Source organism: Duganella violaceipulchra, assembly GCF_019166075.1.
Lineage (GTDB): Bacteria > Pseudomonadota > Gammaproteobacteria > Burkholderiales > Burkholderiaceae_D > Rugamonas > Rugamonas violaceipulchra.
On sequence record NZ_JAHTGR010000003.1, the window covers coordinates 164,483 to 187,739 of the forward strand.

A 23,257-nucleotide genomic window follows, 5' to 3' on the forward strand; every position below is an offset into this window, starting at 1 on the left:
TAGCAAGCGATCTTCGGCGCCGTCGGACTTTGGGCCGGCGCCGACGCGATTGCCGGTTTTCGGTTAATCTCGCACCTCACGCTTTGATGCAACATTTGATGCACTACGAAAGGAAGATCCAATTGTCCAATCTATTGACTCGCCGCCTGGCCTTGCTGGCCCAGCCAGAGCACCGTCCGGTGCTGGGTGGCTTGCGTGGCATCGAACGCGAAACCCTGCGGGTGGACGCGCGTGGCCACCTGGCGGCGACGCCGCATCCGGTGGCCATGGGCTCGGCCCTGACGCACCCGCAAATCACCACCGACTACGCCGAAACGCTGCTGGAGTTCATCACCCCGGCCGAGGCGGACATCGCCACCACCCTCGCCAAGCTCGACGGCATCCACCGCTACGCCTACACCAGGCTGGGCGACGAGCTGCTGTGGAGCCAGTCCATGCCCTGCCAGCTGCCGGGCGAGGAAGACATCGAGATCGCCTGGTACGGCAGCTCCAATATGGGCAAGCTCAAACATGTGTACCGCCGTGGCCTGGCGCTGCGCTACGGCAAGGCCATGCAATGCATCGCCGGCATCCACTACAACTATTCGCTGGACGAGCGTCTGTGGCGCGTGCTGGCCGAGCATGAGGGCAACGACCAGCGCCTGACGTCCAAGGCCTTCCAGTCCGAAGCCTACCTGGCGACGATCCGCAACTTCCGCCGCTACAGCTGGCTGTTGATGTACCTGTTCGGCGCCTCGCCGGTGCTGTCGACCGGCTTCCTGCGCGGCCGTCCGCACAAGCTCGAAACGCTGTCCGACGACACGCTCTACCTGCCCTACGCCACCAGCCTGCGCATGAGCGACCTGGGTTACCAGAACGACGCGCAATCGGGCCTGAGCCCGCACGAAAACTGTCTGGACAGCTACGTCGCGGCCCTGACCAAGGCCGTCAACCAGCCGTATGAACCGTATGCGGCGCTGGGCACCAAGCGCGACGGTGTCTGGATACAGCTGAGCACCAACGTGCTGCAGATCGAAAACGAGTACTACTCCACCATCCGCCCCAAGCGCGTGATCCAGACCGGCGAACGGCCGATCCAGGCGCTGTGCGCGCGCGGCGTGCAGTACATCGAAGTGCGCTGCATGGACGTCGATCCGTTCGAACCGGTCGGCATCAGCGTGCAGACCGGCCGCTTCCTCGACGCCTTCCTGCTGTTCTGCGCGCTGGAGGAAAGCCCGGCCATCGCGCCGGAAGAAGGCCTGCGCCACACCGAAAACTTCGCCCGCACCGTCAAGGAAGGCCGCCGCCCGGGCCTGATGCTCAACAACGACGACGGCGAAATCAGCCTGCAAGCCTGGGGCCAGCAACTGCTGGAGCGCATCCGCCCGGTGGCGGCCCTGCTCGACGCCCAGCGCGGCGACACCGTGCACGCCGACGCCATGGCGCAACAGGCGGCCAAGCTGCTCGACGCCGACCTGACGCCGTCGGCCAAGGTGCTGGCGGCGCTGCGCGCCAACGGCAAATCGTTCGCCGCCTTCGGCCTGGAGCAAAGCAGGCGGCATGCGGCCTACTTCCGCAGCCACGCACCAAGCGCCGAACAAGCCGCCTACTTCGACGGCCTGGCCGCCGTCTCGCTGGCCGAGCAGGCGGAAATGGAAGCCGCGCCGCAATCGAGCTTCGACGACTACGTGGCCGCCTACCGCGCCAGCAACCTGTGCCACTCCAGCATGGACTGCGACTAAACCCAGGGGCCTCCTTGCTCACCTTCTACAACGAACTGCACGCGCAGCATCGCGGCCGCTACGAGATCTTCCGCGGCGAGATGGTGCCGTGCTTCGAAAAGCCGGAGCGGGTCGATTCCGTGCTGGCGGAGCTGGGGCGGCGCGGCCTGGGCAAGATCGTCACGCCGCACGGCGTGCCGCTGATGTCGCTGGAGCGCATCCACACGCCGCGCTACCTGCACTTCCTGCGCGGCGCCTGGAACGAATGGCTGGCGCTCGATCCGGCCAACGCCGGCAAGGACGCCTTCCCCGCCGTCTGGCCGGTCCGCTCGCTGCGCGACGACATCGAGCCGGACAACTTCTGCGCCAAGCTGGGACTGTATTCGATGGACAGCGGCACGCCGCTGACGGCCGGCACCTGGACTGCCGCCAAGACCGGCGCCGACTGCGCGGTCAATGCCGCGCACGCGCTGCGGCTGGGCGAGCGCGGCGCCTTCGTGTTGAGCCGCCCGCCGGGCCACCACGCGGGCGCGGATTTCTTCGGCGGCTACTGCTTCCTGAACAACGCCGCGCTGGCCGCGCAGCACATGCTGGACGACGGCGCCCGCAAGGTCGCCATCATCGACATCGACTACCACCACGGCAACGGCACCCAGAGCATCTTCTACCACCGCGACGACGTGCTGTTCATCTCCATCCACGCCGATCCGCGCAACGAGTATCCGTTCTACCTGGGCCACGCCGACGAGCGCGGCGAAGGCGCGGGGCTGGGCTACAACATGAACCTGCCGCTGGCGGCGGGCAGCTCGCCGCAGGCCTGGTTCGCGGCGCTGGAGACAGCCTGCATCCGCCTGGGCAGCTTCGCGCCGGATGCGCTGGTGGTGTCGCTGGGCGTCGATACCTTCGTCGGCGATCCGCTGTCGCGCTTCGCGCTGCAAAGCGCCGACTACCTGAAGATCGGCGAACGCCTGGCTTACCTGAACGTGCCCACCGCCTTCATCTTCGAGGGCGGCTACGCGGTCAAGGAACTGGGCACCAACGTCGTCAACGTCCTCGAAGGTTACGAGACGGCGCTCTGACCCAACCATGGACCAACCTCTGCCCTGGGCCGACGACACGCCGCACCTGACCATCTGGTGCGCCGTGCTGTTTTGCTGTTTCAGCGCCCTGCTGGCGGCGGTGTATCTGCTGCCGCCGCTGGCCAGCCTGCTGTGCGTGGTGCCGCTGGCGTCCTACCTGATGCTGGGCCGCCACATGGGCATGGTGTACAGCATCGGCTGGTCGGTGCTGGGCCTGGCGGTGCTGGTGCTGCGGCCGGGCAGCTCCAGCGGGACGCTGCTGGGCACCGCCGCCGCCGTGCTGGGCGTGGGCCTGCTGTCGCACTGGTTCGAGGCGCGGCGCGCGGCGCTGACGGCGGTGCTGCGCCGCACCGCCTCGCTCGATCCGCTGACCGGCCTGCACAACCATCTGTACCTGGAAGCCATCTTCAGCCAGCTCACGCGCAGCCAGCGCGGCAAGCCGCAATCGGTGACGATGATGCTGGTGGCGCTGGCGCCCGGCGCCGACGACACCCGGCGGATCGAGGCCGCGCGGCTGATCGGGGAAGTGTGCCGCGCCAGCGACTGGGCCTTCCGCTTCGGCGACGACAGCTACTGCGTACTGGTGCCGTGGGTGTCGCAGGTGCAGGGCCAGCAGATCGCCGACCGCCTGCTGGCGCGCCTCAACACCGATGCGCGAACGCCCGCCAGGCTGGGCCTGGCCCGCTGGCCGGAAGAGGCGCAAACGCTGGCCCAGCTCCACCAAATCACCGCGCGCAGCCTGAAGGCGGATTACCCGCCTGACGCAGGAACAGCCCCCAGGCCGGCTGCCTGATGTCCTCACTCTCAATACTCAATTTTTTTCCCAACGATAACTTATCGGTGTAGTATCCAATACTGCTTTCCTTCATCCGATAGGTGATAGAAATGGACAATTCCCCCGGCAAACTGGCGCACATCGATCGCTGGCAAAAAGACCGTCAGAAGGCTTTCAAAATAATACCCGACGACGGCAAGACATTCCGCTATCTCGGCAAAGAATTCCACGTTTTCCCCAATACCTTCTGGCCCTACACGGATAGCCAGCCGCTGGTCAGCAGCCTGCGCGTCAAGCCGGGGAACAGCGTGCTCGATGTCGGCACCGGCTCCGGCGTCATCGCGGTCTTCGCCTGCTATGGCGGCGCCGCCCGCGTGCTGGCGGTCGACATCAACCCCGCCGCGCTGAAGAGCGCACTCCACAACGCCGCCGAGCACGGCTTCGGCGAGACGATGGAAGTGCGGTATTCCTGCCTGTTCGACGGCATCGGCGACGAGCAGTTCGACGTCATCACCGCCAACCTCCCCTTCCGCAACAAGGAGGCTCCCGATGTCGTCGCGCGTTCGCAGTGGGACACTGACTTCCGAACCAATACCCAGTTCTTCCAGCAGGTAGGCAAATATCTGAAACCGGATGGGCGCATTTATTTTGCGCATTCCAATTTCGGCGCGGTCAAGGAAGTGCGCAAGCTGGCCAAGGAAAACGGCTACAGCATGCGCATGGTGGCGCGCGCGCGCGCCGACGAAACCAAGGAGTTCTACGCCTTCCTCATCAAGCGATTGCCTCACACCGCACGCGCATGAACGAGGTGTTCGACACCATCGCCGGCTTGCGCGCGGTCGCCCACGCGCCGTGGCGCCCCTTGGTGCGGCGTGTGGCGGTGATACTTTGCAATTCGCGCGCGGGGTCCAGCCTGGTCAAGCACGTGTTGGCCGAGCATCCGGACATCGCCTCGCTCGATGGCGAGATGGAACCGTATCTGGCGCTCACCGGCAACAGCTTCGGCGTCCACGCCGACAGTGACGCCATCGGCTTGTTGGCGCAGCCGGACCTATTGGCCGACAACATCTTCGCCGAGCTCAGCGTACCCAGTCCCACTCTGCCGCCGCTGGAGCAACTCAAGGACCGATGGCGGCGGCGCCTGCTGTTGCAGTTCCCGCTGCTGTTCATCGACCCGGCGCAGCGCCTAAAGCTGAACGATGCGCTGGACCTGGCCCTGCCATCGTGCCCGCAGCAGACCGCTAGCGCGATACTGGCGGCGGTGTTTCGCGACCAGCCATGGCGCATGAATTTTTATGATGGGCAGCCGTCGTCGTCGCTGCGCGATTTCGGCCTGGGCCCCAGCGGCTACTATGACGAGCCGCTGAAGATCGAAGAGCCGCCCTTCGTGCTGCCGCGCAGTTATCGCCGCCCGTTCACCATCGACGACGCGGCCAGCAAGATCCTGCTGTTCAAATCGCCGAGCGACGCCTACCGGATCGGCATGCATGAGCAGCTGTTCCCGAACGCCGATATCCAGTACATCCACCTCACCCGCGGCTATGCGCAGTCGGTCAATGGCTTGATGGACGGCTGGCTGTCGCCCAAGGGCTTCTTCGCGCACGACATGACGCGCGCCGGCACGGCGCTGCGCATGGGCGGCTATTCCGACGCCACGCCGTTCGGCCGGCGCTGGTGGAAGTTCGACCTGCCACCCAACTGGCGCCAGTTCATTCAATCCGACCTGGGCGATGTATGCCTGAACCAATGGCTGGCGGCGAATGAGGCGATCCTGGCCAGCGGCGTGCCGGCGCTGCGCGTGGGCTTCGAGGCCTTTATCGACCATCCTGCGGCGCAGTTGCAGCGCATCGGCGACCTGCTTGGCCTGTCCAATCTGTCGCTGCCGGCGCAGCTACCTGTCACGATGGCCACCGACGCCCCCGGCGCGCTACGCTGGCGCAAGCGCGAACAGGCTTTGCTGGACATGGGCCAGCGCCCGCCGGTGCGGGCGCTGATGGAACAGCTGGGCTACACGATGAATCCGGAGTCGTGGACATGAACAATCACCTGCTGGTGCCCTTCCTGATCGGGCAGCGCCGCGACGGCCTGCGCCGCGTCACCGACCTGGACCGCCATGAGTGGGACGTCGTCGACGTGCCCGACTTTACCGAGGCCACGCTGAGCGATCCGAACGAAAAGCTGCGCAGGATGGGCAGGATCTACGCCGACATGGCCGAGCGCGTCGAGCGGATCGTCGATGCGGGCCAGGTCCCGGTCAGCATCTCCGGCGACTGCATGTCCACGCTCGGCATGCTGGGCGGCCTGCAACGCAGCGGACGCCCGCCGGACCGCATCCTGTGGCTCGACGCCCATGGCGATTTCCACACCTGGGAAACCACGCAGACCAAATACCTGGGCGGCATGCCGCTGGCGATCCTGGTGGGACGCGGCGACCGCCGCAAGCAAAGCCGCGACAGCATCGGCGCGATGCTGTCGGCCATCGGCGTCATGCCGTTCCCCGAACAGCAGGTGATCCTGTCCGATGCGCGCGACCTCGATCCGGGTGAGCTGGAAGCGGTGAGACGCTCCGGCATCACCTGCTGCAGCATCGCGCAGATCGGCGAGCATGTGAAGCCGGGCGAACGCCTCTACCTGCATTTCGACAGCGACGTGATGGACGCGGAAGCGGACATACCGGCGCTGAAATACCACGTCAAATCGGGACCGGGCTACGCCGACATGGCGGCCTTGTTCCGCTCGCTGCGCGGGCCCGACATCGTCGCCGTATCGGTGTCGGCCTGGCACGAGGAAAAGGACCTCGACAACGCGGCCGCCCGGGCCTGCCTGGCGCTGCTGGGCGAGTTGGAGATGCCAAAGTAAATTACAGGCCACAACTTGTATTATTGAATTACAGTACTCAGGCTGTAGTCATTAATAACAGGTTTTACCTTGTTTTCACAAAAAACAGGTTATACACTGTTCGTTTGCGCGCCGATTTGACCCGCTACGATTGACCCGCCTTTTCCGACATCAAGCCCCGGAAGAGATGATTTAAGGAGCAAGTCGCACGGGTCAACCGGCGACGCAAATCTGCGCCTAAGGTAGGGTCAAAAGTTCATACAAATAAACACAGCGCATGACAAGATGAGTTGCAATTACCAAGTCGCGGCCGGCCAACTACTGCCCCGGTTGAAATCGGTATCACTCACTCGCAGCATATAACGTGCCATAGCGCTCCTGGCTAGCGTAGAAGGCGCAGGCGCCGTCCTTGATCGCCGACACGGTCCACTGTTGTTCTGGACCTGCATCTAGCGACAAGCGGCGCATCCATGTGCCGCAGCTGGGCAGATGGCGGCCCTTGCAGCCCTTCCTAGACCCGCTCAGTTTGGTTCGCCCGCCTAATCTCTCACCAATTCCCGATTATGCTACACAGCGATCTCGGGAGTCCGCCGTCTATGAGTACCCCGCTCATCCAGGTTGGCTTGCTCGATCAGGCGCAGGTCGGCGATTTCGCGTGCCGAGACTTCGATACTGCCGCCTTGCGCCAGCGGCAGCAGCGGTCCGGACTCCGACCAGCAGCGGGGCCGGTCGAGTACGCAAAACAGCCATGCCAGGCGTTCCGCCCGCTCGCCGATCTGTTCGCGTACCGCGATCCGGTCCAGGGCCAGCGTGCAATGCGTGATTGGCGCGCCATAAATGCTGTGGAATAGGCCGGCGCGGCACACGTCCTCGTCCGCGTTACGGCTTTGCAGGATGCGGCAGGTCCCAACCAGGTGTGTCAGCAGGCTGCGGCCGGAATGGGTCACCGCCCCCGAGCCGGAATTGTCCAGGAAGCGGACCAGTTCCGCGATCCCTGCGTTGCGCGCGATATCGTCCCACGCTTCCGTTGGCAGGGCGAACTTCACGACCAGCACCACCCGCAAACCGCCGAAGGCTTTGTGCAGGGGGCGCGGCGCATGCAGCCAATGGGACGGGAAGGTCAGCAGGCGGTTCCGGCGCGGCATGGATGCGGCGGCGATGTCGCCCGCCTTGTTAAATATCACGGTTTCGCCGCCCCATTCCGGATACCACTCCTCATTCAGATACAACACTGTCGTTAGTTCATTTGGCCGGCTGCTGTCGACATGCGGCCAGCCATCGGTGCCGTACGTATGCGCATTCAGGTAGAAGCGCAAGACTCTGGCGCCGTGCGGGACAATGTGCGTGGCCAGCCATGTCTGGTACAGGTGAAATGCCGCTATCGGATGCCGCTCCACCCGGTCGGAAACGTCCTCGGCATTCTCCTTCCCGCCATGACCTACTTCATGGTGCCAGTAACGCATCGCCGTGTTCGAGTCCGTTGTCCACCAATACTTCCATTCGATGGAGTGCGATACGTTGATCAGTTCCTGATAAAGCTCTTGCGGGACGATACCGTCCAGCACCTTGATTTTTTCGTGGGAGGCTTGCTGTATATGTGTCATTTTTGCGGCATAGATGAGGTGTCCCTGCCGGACTCCGTCACCGGCAAAAAGGTGCCGATTATAGCCCTTAGATTCTCGCAACGTTACAGGTTGGAAGGAATACTTTAATTTCAACATTTTTCTATTTACAATATAGCAATTCTAAAATATGATGCGGCCTTAAATTTTTATAACTTTCGTGTTGATATCCGGTACGTTGCCGAAGGCCCGGGTTTTTACTAGTAAGGCTGCTATTCAATGGTATTCGGCGAAGTGTATTCAATCCCACTGCACATGGCTGCGGTGGCAACCGATAATGTGCAATTTGCGCTGACGCGTGGCGAAGCTTCCTTGGCGAACGGTTTGGCTGGTGCATTACTCATGCAAGGGCAGATGTACAGCCGTTTTCCAACGGCCACACATCGGCAGTTAATAACTGCCCTGGTGGAAAAGCTGATTGAAGTCATTCAAACGCGAGAGCTCGATTCCAGCTTGTGGCATGGGATCACTGGCGTTTTGTATGCGATTGAGTTCATTCGTTCTGTGGATGCGAATCTCATTCCGGTGGAGTTGGAAGAATTTATCGCGGACATGGATGAGCAATTACTTGCTTATGTTGAAGGTGGCAGCCGTACTCTGCATTTCGGTCTGGCGACAGGCGTGGCTGGACTTGGAGCCTATGCCTTGATGCGCAACGATATCGAGATGTCCAAGCGTCTGTATGGAGCTGTGGAGGACGCACTGCTTGCCATGTCCATCGAGGAGAACGGGCGGCGTGTGTGGTTGACACGTCAAGGTCTGCGTCGTCCTTTGACGTCCGCCGCGACCGGCGTACAAGGGCAGGTGGATATCGGCATGACGCAAGGGCTGGCTGGTCTGGTGCAGCTGTTTTCCGGGGCCGTGCGCTACGGACTCGGCTCGGCACGCACACCGGAACTGTTGCAGTCGACGGTCGAGGCGCTGGTGGCTTACCGGCGCCCTCCCACTCAGGGTGCAACCTTTCCATACCTGGCGGCGCAGACCGCCGAGGTCGGCAGTGGCCTGGCGTGGTGTTATGGCGATTTAAGTGCTGCAACAGCCATACACAGCGCGGGTCTGGCATTGATACGGGACGACTGGCAGGCGTTAGGACGCGACATCATCGAGGAACGGTTAATGCAGCCCGCTCATACGTTTCATTTGCATGACGATTCCCTATGCCACGGAAGAGCTGGCGCCATGCACCTGCTTAATAAGATTTACGGCGGTAGTCCAGCTTTCCCTGTTCCACAGGCGCTAAATGGTGGGGAAAGTATCAAGCCGCGTCACGGCCTATTTGCAGGAAGTGCTGGTCTCTTATTGACAAAAATCGACGGTGCCCATCGTGGACGTCACCACTGGGACGTTTGTATGTATATGGGTTTTTAATATTCTGTTTTCTTAAATATCAGCTGTGCTTCTGCTGGTAACCTATTCACTTGGTTGTTTTTTTATTTAATCATTCCATCCTGCTTAGGCGGTTATGGGACCGGGCCACTATTGCCTATTTTTTTGCCGCATGACTGATGACTAATAATCCATTATTTAGGCTGGAAGTACAGGCCCGACGTCAGCTCCCCCAATTGGGACGCATATTGCTGGCCCGCCCAGTGTCGTTTACTTATATTATGATTGCTGGAGCATTGTGTACGTCGGGAGTCATCGCTTTCCTAGTATTCGGAACTTATGCAATGCGCTCCGCCGCAATTGGCCAACTCATGCCGGTCGAGGGACTAATTCGGATATTGCCCAAGTTCTCCGCCGAGGTGCGTGAAAAGCGCATTATCGAAGGCCAGCATGTGCAGCAAGGCGACGTCTTATTCATTCTGTCCGGGGAACGCAATTATGCGGTAGGCGCCGCCGTACAAAGTACCATCAGTGCACAAATTCAAACCCGGCGCCTGTCCCTCAGCGAAGATGTTACGCGGACCGCCGCCATGCACCGTGCCCAGCTCGCGTTGTTAAAGCGTCAGGAAAATAGTTTGTTGGAGGTCCTTGGCAAATTGCAGTCCCAAATCGAAGCAAGGAAAGCACGCGTGGCCATCTTTGAAAAAGCCGCGCGGCGTTTCCAGTCCCTGCAGGAGCAGAGTTTCGTCTCGGCGGCACAGACACAGGAAAAACTGGCAGCGCTGCTGGAAGAACAGGCTGCATTGCTGTCACTTGGACGCGATTACGAAGTATCCACGCGGGAGCTGAGCGAAGTACGAAGTAATCTCGCGTCGTTGCCGCTGCAACAGGCTAAGGAGTTGGCGGCAATCGAACGCAGTATCGAAGCAACCAAACAGGAGTTTATTGAGAGCGAGAGTCGGCGGCAGGAAGTGGTGACGGCGCCGGTCAGCGGCACTGTCACCGTGATTACAGCTGAAGCCGGCCAATCGGTCGATCCGTCGCGGCCGCTGGTGAGCATCGTGCCGGACAACAGCCAACTGGAGGCACGCTTGTTTGTTGGCAGCAAATCCGTCGGCTTTATCCGTAACGGCGACACGGTGAAACTGCGCTACCAGGCGTTCCCTTATCAAAAATTCGGCCATGCCCAAGGCACGGTGCTGTCCGTTTCCAGGGCGGCCGCGCCAAGCGGAGAGTTGGGCGGCGTGGGCAATTTGCCTGGCGTGTCGCCATCGGAACCCCTGTACGCGGTCCGCGTGTGCCTGGAGCGCCAGGACGTGCTGGCGTACGGCAAGCGGGAGCCGCTGGTGACGGGCATGCAGGTGGACGCGGACATCCTGCAGTCGGCACGCCATTTACATGAATGGGTGCTAGATCCCCTATACAGCATTACTGGAAGGATGTGAGCATGGCGGTCATCAAATCCCTGGCGTTGAGGTTGCGGGCGAACAGACGCACGCCATTGCTCTTGCAGACCGAAGCCACTGAGTGTGGCCTGGCATGCCTTGGCATGGTGGCCGGGTATTACGGTTACTTGGCCGATATGACGGCATTGCGCTCGCGCCATGGCATCACGCTCAAGGGCGTGACGTTGACATCCCTGATCCGCATTGCGGCGCAAATGAACTTGTCGACGCGCTCGGTCCGCGCCGAACTGCATGAACTGGATCAGCTGGCACTCCCCTGTATCCTGCACTGGGACTTTGCACATTTTGTGGTCTTGACCAAGGTCAGCGGCAGCCATGTTGTCATTCACGATCCTGCGGCCGGGACACGCAAGCTTACTCTGGAAGAGGTGTCTGGCTACTTTACCGGCGTGGCGCTGGAATTGTGGCCCAATGCAGGCTTCCAGATAAAGGAGGAGCGCTCGACGGTCAAGTTGAGCAGCCTGATGGGCCGGATCGACGGATTGAAAAGGTCACTCGCCCAGATCCTGCTGTTGGCGGCTTGCCTGGAGGTGTTTTCTCTGGTCACGCCATTCTTCATGCAATGGCTGATCGACGAAGTGATCGTCTCGGGGGACCGTACGCTGCTGGTAACCATGGCCATAGGCTTTGGTTTACTGATGCTGGTCGAGCAGGTATTCACGTTTTTCCGCTCCTGGGTCATCACTTGCATGGGGACTACCGTCAACTTGCAGTGGCGCGCCAATGCGTTTTCTCATCTTATCAGGCTGCCTGTCAGCTATTTCGAAAAGCGCCATCTGGGCGATGTCGTCTCCCGTTTCGGTGGCATCGAGCAGATCCAGCGGACGTTGACGACGTCGTTTGTCGAGGCCATCCTGGACGGCGTCATGACGATTGTTACGTTGTGCATGATGTTCGCGTTCAGTAAGTTGCTGGCCAGCATATCGTTGCTGTGCACCGCCCTGTACTGGCTGCTGCGCGCGATCTGGTACAAGCCGATGCGTTCGGCCAATGAGGAGTCGATTATTCATGGCGCCAAGCAGCAATCGCACTTCCTTGAATCCATCCGTGGCGTCAAGACCGTGAAGCTGTTCCAGCGCGAGGAGCAGCGCCGGTCCAACTGGGTCAACCTGGTGGTTGACTCCATGAACGCCGGGATACGCATACAGAAGCTGCAGCTACTGTTTCGTTTTCTGAGCGGCGCCATTACCGGTGGTGAAAATATCGCCGTGCTGTGGCTCGGTGCCATTGCGATATTGAACGGTGAGTTCAGCGTTGGTGCATTGATGGCTTTCAACGCGTACAAGTCGCAGTTCGACGTCAGGATAGGCTCCCTGACAGACAAGTTCCTCGAGCTGAAATTGCTGCAGGTACAGGGCGAACGTCTGGCCGACATCGTCCATACCGAAGCGGAACCGCACAGCCTGCCATCAGCGAGGATGGGGGAGGTATCGTCCGCCCCGTCGATCAAGGTCTCCAACCTGCAATTTCGCTATTCCGAACACGAGCCGCTGGTCTTGAATGACGTCAGCTTTGAGATCCGGGGCGGCGAATCCGTTGCCATTGTTGGGCCGTCGGGATGCGGCAAGACGACATTGTTGAATCTCTTGCTGGGACTGCTGTCGCCCACCGCCGGCAGCATTGCCGTCGAAGGTATTGATATCAAGGAATTTGGCGTGGCGGGTCTGCGTAACATCGCCGGCACTGTCCTGCAGGACGATGTGTTGTTCGCCGGCACATTGGCTGAAAACATCTCGTTTTTTGACGCGCAGCCTGACCATAAGTGGATCGCGGAATGCGCGTGCATGGCTGCCATTGCCGATGAGATCGAAGCGATGCCCATGTCGTATCACACGCTGGTGGGAGACATGGGAACCGTCTTGTCCGGCGGACAGAAGCAACGCGTCCTGCTTGCGCGGGCGCTGTACAAACGGCCCCGTATCCTGTTTCTCGACGAAGCCACGAGCCATCTCGATATTCGCAAGGAACGTGAGGTCAACACGTCCGTGAAGAGGCTCGACATCACACGCATTATCGTTGCCCACCGGCCCGAAACCATCGCTGCCGCCGAGCGCGTGGTGGAGTTGCGACCAGAACGTTAGCCCCCTTTTATCACAGCGATTTCCTTCGCTGTGACTGCCTGGAACATCCAGGCTAGCCCGGATCTGCAATCCCGCAGATGTCCGGCACCGTTGTGGCGCCGGTTTGTTATCACAAGGTTGACTTGTAAATGAAGAAAATAGTTTTAAACAAAAAAACGTTGCGCGTTCTGACTCCAGCTGAGGAAGCTTTAATTTCCGGCGGCACCGATTCATCGTTTGGATCGCTCGAACCGGGGATCTTTGGTGGCGGTGGCGGTGGCGGTGGCGGTGATTTCGGCGGTGGCGGTGGCGTTGATTTCGGCGGTGGCGGCGCCGCCGTCCCCAAGGGAACCTTCGATACCGAATGCCGTTGCCCTTCGTACGGCACGCACTGCGCGGCTACCCAGCGCATCGATGACCGGAAATGCAAGGTCCAGGGCGATTAATATCGGTTTGAGACACCGGTTTGGTGTCTCTGCATGATTTGTGCTGGCGCCTTCCGCGCCAGCATTGCTGCCAGGGACGACTAACGCAATACCAGGCCAAGCACAGCTTGGCCTGCATGAACCAGAATTGACACGATGTCCTTCGCTAAACGCTTATTACGCCATGCGGCTTGCTACGCATATTCGCTTGCAATGGTTCCGGTAGCTGCGGCCGCGGGCTTGACTGATGTCGGGAGCCAAGCGGCAAACAGCGGGGGCCGGATGAATATCGCCGACTACTTTCAGCAGGATGCCGGAGCCCAGTACACCAATGTGGAACTAGTCAAACCCGCCGCAGGCAAGGCGGCGAACGACACACTTGTTCTGCGCGCCTTGCGAGCGCAGGCGCAGACCGTATCGGCCGGTATCGACGCGGAACACCTGCGCGGAAAAATCGTGGAATTGCACTTCCGTATCCGCTCGACGGGCGGCCCCACGCCGGCCAGGGCATGGCTGCGCTCCGACGTCTATGGTGGCAGCGCCCGCATGGTGGGCATGCGTCTGCAACTCGACGCCGCACGCAGCGAGGTTTCCACGCGCTTGCTGGTCGACTCCACCGTCACCCGGCTGCGGGCCGGGATAGAGCTGGCGCCTGGCGCGACCGCCATACTGAGCGATGTCACGCTGCGGGTGTTGGATACGGTCGCGCCAAGTGTTGAAGTGCGCAATACCGAACCGCTGGCGCCGGATATGGTCCGGCAATTGAACGGCTTCGGCCACGCATTGGCGCTGGTCCGTTATTTCAGCCCGAGCCGGCAGTCCGAAACTGCGGACTGGAACGCTGTAGCCAGGGCCGGCGCGCGACTATTCTCCATGCCGTTGACACCAGCGGAATACGCGGCCCAGCTGCGCAACCTCCTTGGTGCTTATGCCCCCGAAGCGTTGTGGCTGGCGCCGGACGATGGGGCCAATCCGGCCGCCATACCGGACGGGGCGCCATTTGTGGTGCGTCAGGTGCATCGCGGCTATGGCACCCGCCATGCTTTCTACGGCTCGGCATGGGAATATGCACGCGCCGCGGAGGCGCCATGGAAGCATGCCCAGGTGCGCGAAGCGCTGGCCGGGGGCGTGACCCTTGTGCTTCCGCTTGCAGCCACCGCGCCGCGCCTTCCCAGCCCGGCGTTGCAGCCCGCCTACGGGGTCATGCTGGCTGCGGATGGCGAGTTGCCTCCAGCGCGGGTCGAACCGGAATTCGGTGCGGAAGACCGCTACACGCGCCTTGCCGACGCGTTGCAGTTGTGGGGGGCGTTACGCTATTTCTATCCCTATGACGACGTGCTCGGCATCGACTGGAACGAGATGCTGGACGAGGCGTTGGCCCATGCCGCGCGGGATGCGGACACCTTGGCTTTCCGCGCCACGCTGAGCCATATGACCGCGACCTTGCGTGACGGGCATGCATGGATCAGGTCGGCCAGCTTCCACGATGAATACGTGCCCCCGCTACGGCTTGCCTTGATCGACGGGCATGCTTATGCGGTGCCACGCCGCACTGCGGACGGCGTGCCGTGCGATACGCCTGTCATTCCGTCCGGAAGCGAGCTGGTCTCGGTGGACGGCCTGTCCGTGCCGGCTAGGCGCGATGCCATGCTCTACCTGCGGGCAGGCGCGTCGGAGACGGCGCGGCAGGCCGATGCCGAGGAGTTCATGCTGGCTGGCCGGGAAGACGTGCCCGCTGCAATCGTCTATACGACGCTCTCAGGAGAGCTGAGACGGGCTTCGCTGCGACGGTCGATAAGCTCGTTTGCATTGACTTGTCCGGCCAGCCTGCCGGCGTTGCGGGCCATACATACAGGAATCTGGTACGTGGACTTGAGCCGCGTGACAGAAGCCGAGGTGCAGGCGGCGATGCCCTCGCTGGCGCGTGCCAGCGCGATTATCTTCGACGTGCGAGGCTATGTAACTGTCGACCCGGCCTTGCTGGGACATTTCTCCGGCGAGCGCTTATCCGGTCCCCTGACAGAGATCCCCTTGATTGCCAGTCCGCGGCCACAGGACTGGCAATGGCGGCGCTTGCAACGGCATTTCGAGGCGTTGCAACCCCACATCGCGGCCCGGGCTTTCTATCTCACGGGAGGCGGCACCATCAGTGCGTCGGAAACATATCTGCAAATCGTCAGACATCACCAGTTGGGGACGATCGTCGGCGAACGCACCGCCGGCACGAGCGGCGATGTCGCGAGCATGGTTTTGCCGGGGGGCTTTACCGCATATTGGACCGGGCTGCGCTTTCTCCGGCAAGACGGTGAACGCTTCCATGGACTGGGTGTCACGCCCGACGTGGAGGTTCATCCCTCTTTGGCTGGCCTGATGGATGGGCGAGATGAAGTCCTGGACACCGCGGTCGAGCTTGCCGTGCAGGCCGCTGCCCATCCTGAACAAACTAAAAGGCAATGAAGTGAAGCAGAATACATTTACCCATGGTGGCCATCTCGCGATCCGTGCGCCTGCCAGAAATGCTGCGGCGTGGCATAACTATATCGCGTCGTCAAAAGATGCGATCGGCAATTCGTCCCTGCAACGTCGAGCCGATGCCGCCTGCCGCATCTTCCAGGACATGGCCGTGCAGGAAGCGATCTGGCTGGCCAGCGCCGGCTTGCTGGAACGGCTCGGTAAATGGGACTGGATTGTTCGCGACGACGACGATAAAAAATTGTTGTCTGCGTTCGACCGCTACTACAACCGGATGTGCTTCAGAGCGACTCCCTTCGGTACATTCTCATCGTTTTCCTTTGCCAAACTGCGGAGCGGCCACGACGATCCGGCGTTTTCTGCCGGCCTGCTCGGCGATATCGCGCTGCGCCGTGTCTTCACGCTGGATGCCGAACTGGCGTTCCATTTGCTGCACCATGCGGTTTCGCTGGCGCCGCGTGTGTTACGTTATTCGGTCAACGCATCGCTGTACAAGCGGGGCGACATGTTCCGTTTCGTCGACTGGCGCCAGGGCAGATTCGGTTCGCGCTCCTATACCGTCTCCGAGGTCCAATGGACCGAAGAACTGGCGCAAGTACTCGTGGCGCGTGGGCGTGGCCCATTTACGTACGACCAGTTGCTGGACAGCCTGGCCACGGCCGCGGACTGTTCTGTGGAGGAAAGCCACGAACTTATTTCCAGCTTGTGCCAATGGCAAGTGCTACTGCCCTGTCCTGGTCTGAACTTCTTCGGTGGAGACGCATCGGCCGTGCTCTGCCAAGCCTTGCCGCGCGTGCCCGCGCTGGCCGGACTGGTGGAGAAGGTGGAGGCCGAACTACATGCGCTGGCGCGCCAGCCTTGCGCGCAACCGGTGCCCGTGCAGGTGTTCCGGGAGGCCAACCAGCGCTTCCGTCAGCTTTACCCCGATGGCTTCAAAACCAATTCGTGCATCCAGGCGGATTCGTTTCGTCCATTGCCGCAAGACCATCTCGACGACGGTGAATTCGTCTCGCTGGCGGAGCGGGCCGGCGACCTGTTTTCGCGCTTCGGCTACCGGATCAACGGCCTGGACCGTTTTACGGAACACTTCAGGCAGCGCTATGAGAATGAATTCATACGGCTGGTGGACGTGCTGGACGACGAAGCCTTGACTGAGGCCTTCGATTTTGACGCGCAACGCACCGACCAGGTGACGGAGTTGGATCGTATCCTGATAAAGAAAATGTTGGATGCGACCCCAGGGCAAACTATCCGCTTAAGTTACGCGGACATCGCAGCCGTGGCCCCGAGCCGGCATGCGGCGGCGGTCTCCGATCCCTTCGCCATTGTCGAAAAGATCGACCATTCCGGTAACGGGGCCGGCATCTGCTTCGAATTGCAAGATATATTGAGTACCCATAGCATTGACTGGCTTGCGCGATTCGCACATGGCGATGAAGCCGTCGCCGCATTGATGGCCGGGGTGGCGAAGGAAGTGGAGCGGCGCGACCCATTGGTGGTACACGCCGAAGTCGCCTACATGCCCGTGGCTCGTCTGGGCAATATCATGCGGCGCCCGCTCATCTGGAGCCATGTGCTGGATCTGGTGGAGCAGACCGAGCATGATGGCGCGTTGCCAATTTCGGACCTCTGGCTGGGGGCGACCCCCGATGGGCTGGAGCTCTGGTCGCAATCGTTGCAGCGGCCGGTCCAGCCGCACGTGACATCCGCGCACAATGCCCGCCATCCCGGCAATACCAACCTGTACAGGTTCTTGCGTGCGTTCGAACGCCAAAACCAATGGCAATTCCGCCTGGTGCCCAGCTCGGCCTTCGCGGGCCTGGACGGCATGCCGCGCGTGGAGTACGAAGGCATAGTCGTCTATCCCGCCAACTGGGTCATTCGATCTGAATCCCTTGAAAGAAACAGGGATCTGGCGGCTTTATTGCGACAGCGGAACGTGCCGCGCTGGGTTAGGATGACAGAGTTCGACAATACGCTGGTGCTCGACACCGAGGATGAATTCGATGTGGCGCAGATGGCCCGCTCGCTGAAGACCAATGGATCGCTGTTCTTGCGTGAATATTTTGCGCCGCATGCGCCGCTGTCAGTCAATCATGAACTATTGCTGCCGTTGCGTCGGCGCGTGCCGTTGCCGGCAGCCCGCCCGGTGCGTACGGACTTCCCGCAGGTCGCCGCGTACCAGATGGCCGACGGCTTCATGCGGCAGGTGCCGCATTCGGCAATGATCTACGTAAAACTGTATATGGCACCGGGCGCGTTCGACGCCTTCCTGGAGCAGATCTATACCGGGTTGATGCGGGATGCCGACTTGGCGACGCGCTTGCGTGGCTGGTTCTTTATCCGCTATGCCGATCCCGATCATCATATACGCCTGCGCCTTGCCAGCGATGACGCTTCCTATGGATTCGTCATGGAGCGCCTGATGGCATGGTTGACGCCATATTGGCGGCAGCGCGTGGTCGATACTTATCGGTTCGACTTGTATACACCCGAGTATGCGCGTTACAAGGGACCGCGGCTGACCGCATTGAGCGAGCGCCTGTTTGGCCAGGACAGCATACTGGCGTGCCAGGTGCTCAAGGTGCGTAACGAGCAGGCCGGCGCGTTTGCTACCTTGCATAGCCTGATATTTGCTGTCGATCGCTTGCTGGCCGACGCCGGCCTGGACTACAGGGCCTCGCATGCCTTGCTTGCGTCACTTGCGCAAGGTTTTTCACATGAATTTGGCGTCGACAAGAAACGGCATGCGGGTATGGGAATGGCTTTCCGCAAGGAGGCCGGCAACATTGAAAATATTCTGCTCGGTAATGACCAAAGCTTACCGTGGCTGGGGGCGCTGGACGCGTTTTGGCGCGACCAGCGCCATCAGCGCGTCGGCTTGATGCGCGAGTGCCGTCGGCAACTGGTGAGCCAGGGCGAGTCCTGGGAAGCCAATGAATTTCTCAAGAGCCATGTGCATATGAGCTGCAACCGGCTGGTCAGCGGCTCGCGTCCCTGGGAACTGCGCCTTTATCACTATCTAGCCAAGGCCTACCATTCTTTTAACGCCCGGGGTATCGAACGAAAAAATTCTCCAAAACACATTGAGCCATAAATAAAATGACGAATCAGAATTTCGATGCTTTTGTATCGCGTGCCATTGAGAAATGGGACCTTGAATTTGAACAAACCCTGCAACACGCGAGGAGCGACATCAGCTTGGCATCAGGACTGTCCGGCTACCTGATGCTCGAATCCGCACTTTACCAGCAGGCGCCGGCACCTGCGCGGAAGGAGCGCATCCACATGCTGTTCCAATTCATTGTGGAAGGCCTGGAGAGCCGCCCCCAGCAAGCTGGCCTATGGACTGGCTTGCTGGGTCCGCTTTACGTCTTTGAATACATCCGCAGGACCGATCAGGCGCTGGTGCCGGAGGAAGTCGCTGAATTCATCGACTCGATGGACGACCATTTGATCGCCGCCACCAAGCAAGCTCCTGAGCGGATGCATTTTGACCTCATTGTCGGACTGTGCGGATTTGGTGCCTACGCGTTGATGCGTACAGATGCCGAAGCGGGCAGGCGGATTTATGCGGCCGTGGAGCAGGCGTTGGCTGTGCGCGCCGAGCGGCGTGAGGATGGGTTGACGTGGCTGACACCTGTTAGGTTTGCCGGTGTCGACTTGCGGCATATGGGCGACCATATTGATTTCGGGGTCGCGCACGGTGTAGCCGGCATCATCGGCATGATCGCAGGGGCGATACGGGCCGATCTACACACGGTCCGGAGCAAGGACATGCTGGCGCAGGCCATCCGCTGCTTGCGCGGCCACGCTTTGCCGGAACATAAAATCTCAACCTTCTCCACGATGAGCCACTATCCGGAACAATCGTCCCGGGCGGCGTGGTGTTACGGCGACCTGGGTATCGGCTGCGCTCTGTTGCTGGCATCCGAAGCACTGAACGATCCGGCGCAAAAAACCTTTGCCGAGCACGTATTGCGCAAGCGCTGCTCGTCCTCCGCTGAAAAACTCATGGTCTTTGATTCCGGCCTATGCCACGGTCATGCGGGGAACTGGCGCATGGGGCAACGTATCGCGGCGAGGGCCGCGATCGACGAGGTGGACAGCATGACCGCACACTGCATCGCAACCATCCTCGGGCGCGACCTGGCTTTGCAGGTCCATGAGGGAAGTCCCAATTTCCTGGAAGGGCAAAGCGGCGCATTGATGGCCTTGGTCAGCGCGGGGTGGAATGAGGATCGCCCGTGGGACACTTGCATGAATTTTGGGTTCTGACAAACATCATGCGAGATATCAATTCCTCGTCGGTGACGACGGTATATGCCGTACCGTCGCTGAACTTGCCCTGGGCGTTACGTTTTACCGCTGCGGAGTTACAGCGTCAACGCAAGGCACAAAAATGCGTGGTAGCCGCCGTTGACGATTTGGATGCGCGTTTGCTGCATACTATTGCCCAAGGGAGCATACTTGGCAGGCGCTATGGCGCGCTGGCTCGGCTGGATCACGTGTTATCCGAGCATGCCATGAGGATGCGTGGCGACGACATGGCCTTCAAAGCGGCCGAAGCCGGGCGTAAGTATATGTTGGAGAAGCAGGCCTACCGGCGGCACTGCAGTGCGTTGTGGGCAGCACTGCATGCCGATGACAGTGCCGTCTTCCTGCAGGCCTTGTTGTCAACCGGTTCAGAGTTGGATGAGTTTGCCACATCCTTCAGGACGGTCCCGATGGGAACAATACCGGACAGCAAAGGGCGCTGTCGGGCTTTCCCCAACGCCTCAGAAGTTACCCTTGGTCTTAAACAACTATGGGAATTCGAAAACAAAAGTGTTGCGCTGAACCCGATTGTACGGGCTGCGGTTTTCCACTATGCAATCTGTGTCTTGCATCCATTTCGGGATGGTAATGGAAGATTGGCTCGCGTCCTGTTCAACGTCCTTCTTAATCGGGGGAACGTAGAAAAGAGCTATGTACCATGCCGCCAGTTATTCAACGCTTCGCGGTTCGGTTATGAAATCCGCTTGCATCAGTTGGACAGCGAGCAGGACTGGAACGCCTTGATAGATTTTTTCTGCGATGTCGTGGTGGCCGGCTATCGCATGCGAAAAAAATCCCTGAAACGACGCACGACTCCGGTGAAAGAGCGATATGGATAAGTACACCTGATTATGTTCGATCTTCAGAACTTGTGTGAAGGTTGGCTGTCCAACGACAGTCAGGCTTATCCAAGGAGGAGCGATCATGGCGATCAATGGAATTCAATTTCAAAAAGGGATGTCGCTGGCGCAATTCATGAAGGAATACGGCACCGAAGCGCAGTGCGAGGAGGCTCTGGTGAAGGCGCGCTGGCCCGACGGATTCCGGTGTCCGCGCTGCGCGCATCGGCTGGCCTACGAGTTCAAGCGCGGCGCCACACGCTACTGGCAATGTAAGGCCTGCCGCTATCAAAGTAGCCTGCGCGCCGGCACCGTCATGGAGCATGGCCAACTGCCGCTGACGACCTGGTTCCTGGCGATCTACCTGATGACGCAATCGAAAACGAACATCGCCGCGCTGGCGCTGATGCGGCACCTGGGCGTGTCGTGGAAGGCGGCCTGGCTGCTCAAACACAAGCTGATGGAGGTGATGGCGCAGCGCGAGGCCGACCGTCCCTTGGAGGGATGTGCGGGTCGATGACGCCTATTTGGGCGGTGAGCGTACCGGTGGCGGCCCGGGGCGCGGCTCCTCCAATAAGGTGGCGTTCGTGGCCGCCGTGGAACTGCGCGAGGGCCGTCCGCAACGGGTGCGCTTCGATCCGGTCGATGGCTTCTCGTTCGCCGCGCTCACGCCGTGGGCAAGGCGCGCGATCGCACCGGGTAGCTGCGTCGTCTCGGACGGCTTGCTGGGCTTCGAGGTGCTCGAACGGCTCGGCTATACGCACAAGGTCGTGCTGGCACCGCGCGGCAAGGCCGGCACCGAAATCGAGCCGTTCAAGTGGCTCAACGTCGTGCTGGGGAATCTGAAAACGGCGTTGTCGGGGACGCATCATGCCTTCAAGTTCGCCAAGTATGCGCGGCGCTATCTGGCCGAAGTGCAGTACCGCTTCAATCGACGAGCGGACATGGCCGCGATGTTGCCCCGCATGGCCGTCGCCGTCATGCATACATGGCCGTGTTCGAGGCGGAAGATAGTGGCAGCGTCTGAGGTAAAGACATAATCAGATAAGTACATGTAAGCGTCTATTTTTTCTATTCAAGGTTCTATTCTTCAGGCGCAAGATCGGGGTGACAATTTTTTGATTTAACATGTGTTCACGACTATTTTTCATTGTTCATGACTATTTTTCGGCGGATTAGCTGAGAAGCAAGCGCACAAGTAGTTGAAAATATTTTCAAAAATCGCTTGCTATTAAATAGCGCACGATCTATAGTGTGTTCATGGGCGCTGCAAACAGCGTCGGATAGTAGAAGTAAGTAGCTAGCGATTAAATAGTGAATTAAGCATTCTCACTCACCACTCACACAAAGGAATATCACCATGTCGATCCAACAAGTTCTGTACCGCGCAAACGCAAAAGCAACCGGTGGCCGCGAAGGCCGTGCCGTTTCCTCCGACGGCGTGCTGGACGCGAAGCTGACCACCCCGAAAGAACTGGGCGGCGCCGGCGCCGTCGGCACCAACCCTGAGCAGCTGTTCGCTGCCGGCTACTCGGCCTGCTTCATCGGCGCGATGAAATTCGTCGGCGGCCGCGACAAGATCGCCGTCCCGGCCGACGTGTCGGTGGAAGGCATCGTCGGCATCGGCGCCATCCCTACCGGTTTCGGCATCGAAGTCGAACTGAAAATCTCGCTGCCAGGCCTGGACCGCGCAGAAGCCGAGAAACTGGTCGCCGCCGCCCACATCGTGTGCCCATACTCGAACGCCACCCGCGGCAACATCGACGTGACGCTGACCATCGTTTAATCGATACGGTCCCCGCATGACAGGCCGGCCCCTCCTCCGAGGCGCCGGCCTTTTTTCACATACAATCGTTGTTTTGAACCGCAACGGGATACGCAATGATTGAGTGGCAATGGCTGGCCTTTGACGACATCCCCCGCCTGGACTGGTATGAAGTGCTGCTGCAACGCCAGCAGGTGTTCATCCTGGAGCAGACCTGTTTGTACCCGGACATCGACGGCTGCGATCCGCAGTGCCATCACCTGATGGCCTGGCGCGAGATCGACGGCAAGCGCACGCTGGTCGCGTATCTGCGCTGCGTGCCGCCCGGCGTGAAGTTCGACGAAATGTCGCTGGGCCGCGTGCTGACCACGCAGGCCGCGCGCGGCAGCGGCATCGGCCGCGAGCTGCTGGCCAAGGCGATCCCGCTGGCCGAAGCGCTGCATCCCGGCCACGGCTTCCGCATCGGCGCGCAGGCGCACCTGGAAAAATTCTACGGCGGCTATGGCTTCAGGAAGGTGACCGAGCCGTACGACGAAGACGGCATCCTGCACATCGACATGGTGCGCTAAGACC

The 23,257-nt window shown here is 60.6% G+C and carries 17 protein-coding genes and 1 pseudogene; 17 read left to right on the top strand and 1 reads right to left on the bottom strand.

Annotated elements, in window-relative coordinates:
• Nucleotides 1-122: 122 nt before the first annotated feature.
• From gshA to KVP70_RS06680, 6 genes are all read left to right on the top strand, one after another.
• Nucleotides 123-1,721 (top strand): glutamate--cysteine ligase, encoded by a 1,599-nt coding sequence (gene gshA / locus KVP70_RS06655; RefSeq protein WP_217941373.1) that lies wholly within the window; start codon nucleotides 123-125, stop codon nucleotides 1,719-1,721.
• A gap of 14 nt (nucleotides 1,722-1,735) precedes the next feature.
• Nucleotides 1,736-2,779, top strand: a complete 1,044-nt coding sequence (locus KVP70_RS06660) for a histone deacetylase family protein (protein WP_217941374.1) — start codon at nucleotides 1,736-1,738, stop codon at nucleotides 2,777-2,779.
• 7 nt (nucleotides 2,780-2,786) lie between these two features.
• Nucleotides 2,787-3,572 (top strand): GGDEF domain-containing protein, encoded by a 786-nt coding sequence (locus KVP70_RS06665; RefSeq protein ID WP_217941375.1) that lies wholly within the window; start codon nucleotides 2,787-2,789, stop codon nucleotides 3,570-3,572.
• Between the two features lie 92 nt (nucleotides 3,573-3,664).
• Nucleotides 3,665-4,357, top strand: coding sequence for a methyltransferase (locus KVP70_RS06670; protein WP_217941376.1), 693 nt, complete (start codon nucleotides 3,665-3,667; stop codon nucleotides 4,355-4,357).
• Nucleotides 4,354-5,592: a hypothetical protein gene (locus KVP70_RS06675; protein ID WP_217941377.1), complete on the top strand. Its 1,239-nt coding sequence runs from the start codon at nucleotides 4,354-4,356 to the stop codon at nucleotides 5,590-5,592. The genes KVP70_RS06670 and KVP70_RS06675 overlap by 4 nt, the downstream gene beginning before the upstream one ends.
• Nucleotides 5,589-6,413, top strand: coding sequence for an arginase family protein (locus tag KVP70_RS06680; protein ID WP_217941378.1), 825 nt, complete (start codon nucleotides 5,589-5,591; stop codon nucleotides 6,411-6,413). The genes KVP70_RS06675 and KVP70_RS06680 overlap by 4 nt, the downstream gene beginning before the upstream one ends.
• A 545-nt stretch (nucleotides 6,414-6,958) precedes the next feature.
• Here KVP70_RS06680 and KVP70_RS06685 read toward each other — a convergent pair.
• Nucleotides 6,959-8,113 (bottom strand): DUF6817 domain-containing protein, encoded by a 1,155-nt coding sequence (locus KVP70_RS06685; RefSeq protein ID WP_217941379.1) that lies wholly within the window; start codon nucleotides 8,111-8,113, stop codon nucleotides 6,959-6,961.
• Nucleotides 8,114-8,233: 120 nt separating this feature from the next.
• On the opposite strand from KVP70_RS06685, the gene KVP70_RS06690 reads away from it, so the two are divergent.
• The 11 genes and pseudogenes from KVP70_RS06690 (at nucleotide 8,234) to KVP70_RS06740 (ending at nucleotide 23,253) form a co-directional block, all read left to right on the top strand.
• Nucleotides 8,234-9,382, top strand: coding sequence for a lanthionine synthetase LanC family protein (locus tag KVP70_RS06690; protein WP_217941380.1), 1,149 nt, complete (start codon nucleotides 8,234-8,236; stop codon nucleotides 9,380-9,382).
• A gap of 302 nt (nucleotides 9,383-9,684) precedes the next feature.
• Entirely contained in the window at nucleotides 9,685-10,785 is a 1,101-nt protein-coding gene (locus KVP70_RS06695) for an HlyD family secretion protein (protein WP_217941381.1), read from the top strand.
• A gap of 2 nt (nucleotides 10,786-10,787) precedes the next feature.
• Complete coding sequence (locus KVP70_RS06700; RefSeq protein ID WP_229224654.1) at nucleotides 10,788-12,887, top strand: peptidase domain-containing ABC transporter; 2,100 nt, start codon at nucleotides 10,788-10,790, stop codon at nucleotides 12,885-12,887.
• Between the two features lie 128 nt (nucleotides 12,888-13,015).
• Nucleotides 13,016-13,312: a hypothetical protein gene (locus KVP70_RS06705; protein WP_217941383.1), complete on the top strand. Its 297-nt coding sequence runs from the start codon at nucleotides 13,016-13,018 to the stop codon at nucleotides 13,310-13,312.
• Between the two features lie 261 nt (nucleotides 13,313-13,573).
• A complete protein-coding gene (locus tag KVP70_RS06710) occupies nucleotides 13,574-15,748 on the top strand; it encodes a S41 family peptidase (RefSeq protein ID WP_217941384.1) in 2,175 nt (724 codons plus the stop codon).
• Nucleotides 15,666-18,860, top strand: coding sequence for a lantibiotic dehydratase (locus KVP70_RS06715; RefSeq protein ID WP_217941385.1), 3,195 nt, complete (start codon nucleotides 15,666-15,668; stop codon nucleotides 18,858-18,860). The genes KVP70_RS06710 and KVP70_RS06715 overlap by 83 nt, the downstream gene beginning before the upstream one ends.
• A gap of 5 nt (nucleotides 18,861-18,865) precedes the next feature.
• A complete protein-coding gene (locus KVP70_RS06720) occupies nucleotides 18,866-20,041 on the top strand; it encodes a lanthionine synthetase LanC family protein (protein ID WP_217941386.1) in 1,176 nt (391 codons plus the stop codon).
• Between the two features lie 8 nt (nucleotides 20,042-20,049).
• The gene (locus tag KVP70_RS06725) at nucleotides 20,050-20,919 is read left to right on the top strand and encodes a Fic family protein (RefSeq protein WP_217941387.1); all 870 of its coding nucleotides are present in this window, start codon (nucleotides 20,050-20,052) and stop codon (nucleotides 20,917-20,919) included.
• Between the two features lie 85 nt (nucleotides 20,920-21,004).
• Nucleotides 21,005-21,959 (top strand): annotated as a pseudogene (locus KVP70_RS06730) (IS1595 family transposase).
• 320 nt (nucleotides 21,960-22,279) lie between these two features.
• A complete protein-coding gene (locus KVP70_RS06735; RefSeq protein WP_020704053.1) occupies nucleotides 22,280-22,705 on the top strand; it encodes an organic hydroperoxide resistance protein in 426 nt (141 codons plus the stop codon).
• A 95-nt stretch (nucleotides 22,706-22,800) separates the two neighbouring features.
• Complete coding sequence (locus tag KVP70_RS06740; protein WP_217941388.1) at nucleotides 22,801-23,253, top strand: GNAT family N-acetyltransferase; 453 nt, start codon at nucleotides 22,801-22,803, stop codon at nucleotides 23,251-23,253.
• Nucleotides 23,254-23,257: the final 4 nt, after the last annotated feature.

Excerpts from the sequence above, each read along its gene's own strand:
- KVP70_RS06665 (WP_217941375.1), top strand. The coding sequence starts at position 2,787 with ATGGACCAACCTCTGCCCTGGGCCGACGACACGCCGCACCTGACCATC.
- KVP70_RS06670 (WP_217941376.1), top strand. The coding sequence starts at position 3,665 with ATGGACAATTCCCCCGGCAAACTGGCGCACATCGATCGCTGGCAAAAA.
- KVP70_RS06675 (WP_217941377.1), top strand. The coding sequence starts at position 4,354 with ATGAACGAGGTGTTCGACACCATCGCCGGCTTGCGCGCGGTCGCCCAC.
- KVP70_RS06680 (WP_217941378.1), top strand. The coding sequence starts at position 5,589 with ATGAACAATCACCTGCTGGTGCCCTTCCTGATCGGGCAGCGCCGCGAC.
- KVP70_RS06685 (WP_217941379.1), bottom strand. The coding sequence starts at position 8,113 with ATGTTGAAATTAAAGTATTCCTTCCAACCTGTAACGTTGCGAGAATCT.
- KVP70_RS06690 (WP_217941380.1), top strand. The coding sequence starts at position 8,234 with ATGGTATTCGGCGAAGTGTATTCAATCCCACTGCACATGGCTGCGGTG.
- KVP70_RS06695 (WP_217941381.1), top strand. The coding sequence starts at position 9,685 with ATGCGCTCCGCCGCAATTGGCCAACTCATGCCGGTCGAGGGACTAATT.
- KVP70_RS06700 (WP_229224654.1), top strand. The coding sequence starts at position 10,788 with ATGGCGGTCATCAAATCCCTGGCGTTGAGGTTGCGGGCGAACAGACGC.
- KVP70_RS06705 (WP_217941383.1), top strand. The coding sequence starts at position 13,016 with ATGAAGAAAATAGTTTTAAACAAAAAAACGTTGCGCGTTCTGACTCCA.
- KVP70_RS06710 (WP_217941384.1), top strand. The coding sequence starts at position 13,574 with ATGAATATCGCCGACTACTTTCAGCAGGATGCCGGAGCCCAGTACACC.
- KVP70_RS06715 (WP_217941385.1), top strand. The coding sequence starts at position 15,666 with ATGGGCGAGATGAAGTCCTGGACACCGCGGTCGAGCTTGCCGTGCAGG.
- KVP70_RS06720 (WP_217941386.1), top strand. The coding sequence starts at position 18,866 with ATGACGAATCAGAATTTCGATGCTTTTGTATCGCGTGCCATTGAGAAA.
- KVP70_RS06725 (WP_217941387.1), top strand. The coding sequence starts at position 20,050 with ATGCGAGATATCAATTCCTCGTCGGTGACGACGGTATATGCCGTACCG.
- KVP70_RS06735 (WP_020704053.1), top strand. The coding sequence starts at position 22,280 with ATGTCGATCCAACAAGTTCTGTACCGCGCAAACGCAAAAGCAACCGGT.
- KVP70_RS06740 (WP_217941388.1), top strand. The coding sequence starts at position 22,801 with ATGATTGAGTGGCAATGGCTGGCCTTTGACGACATCCCCCGCCTGGAC.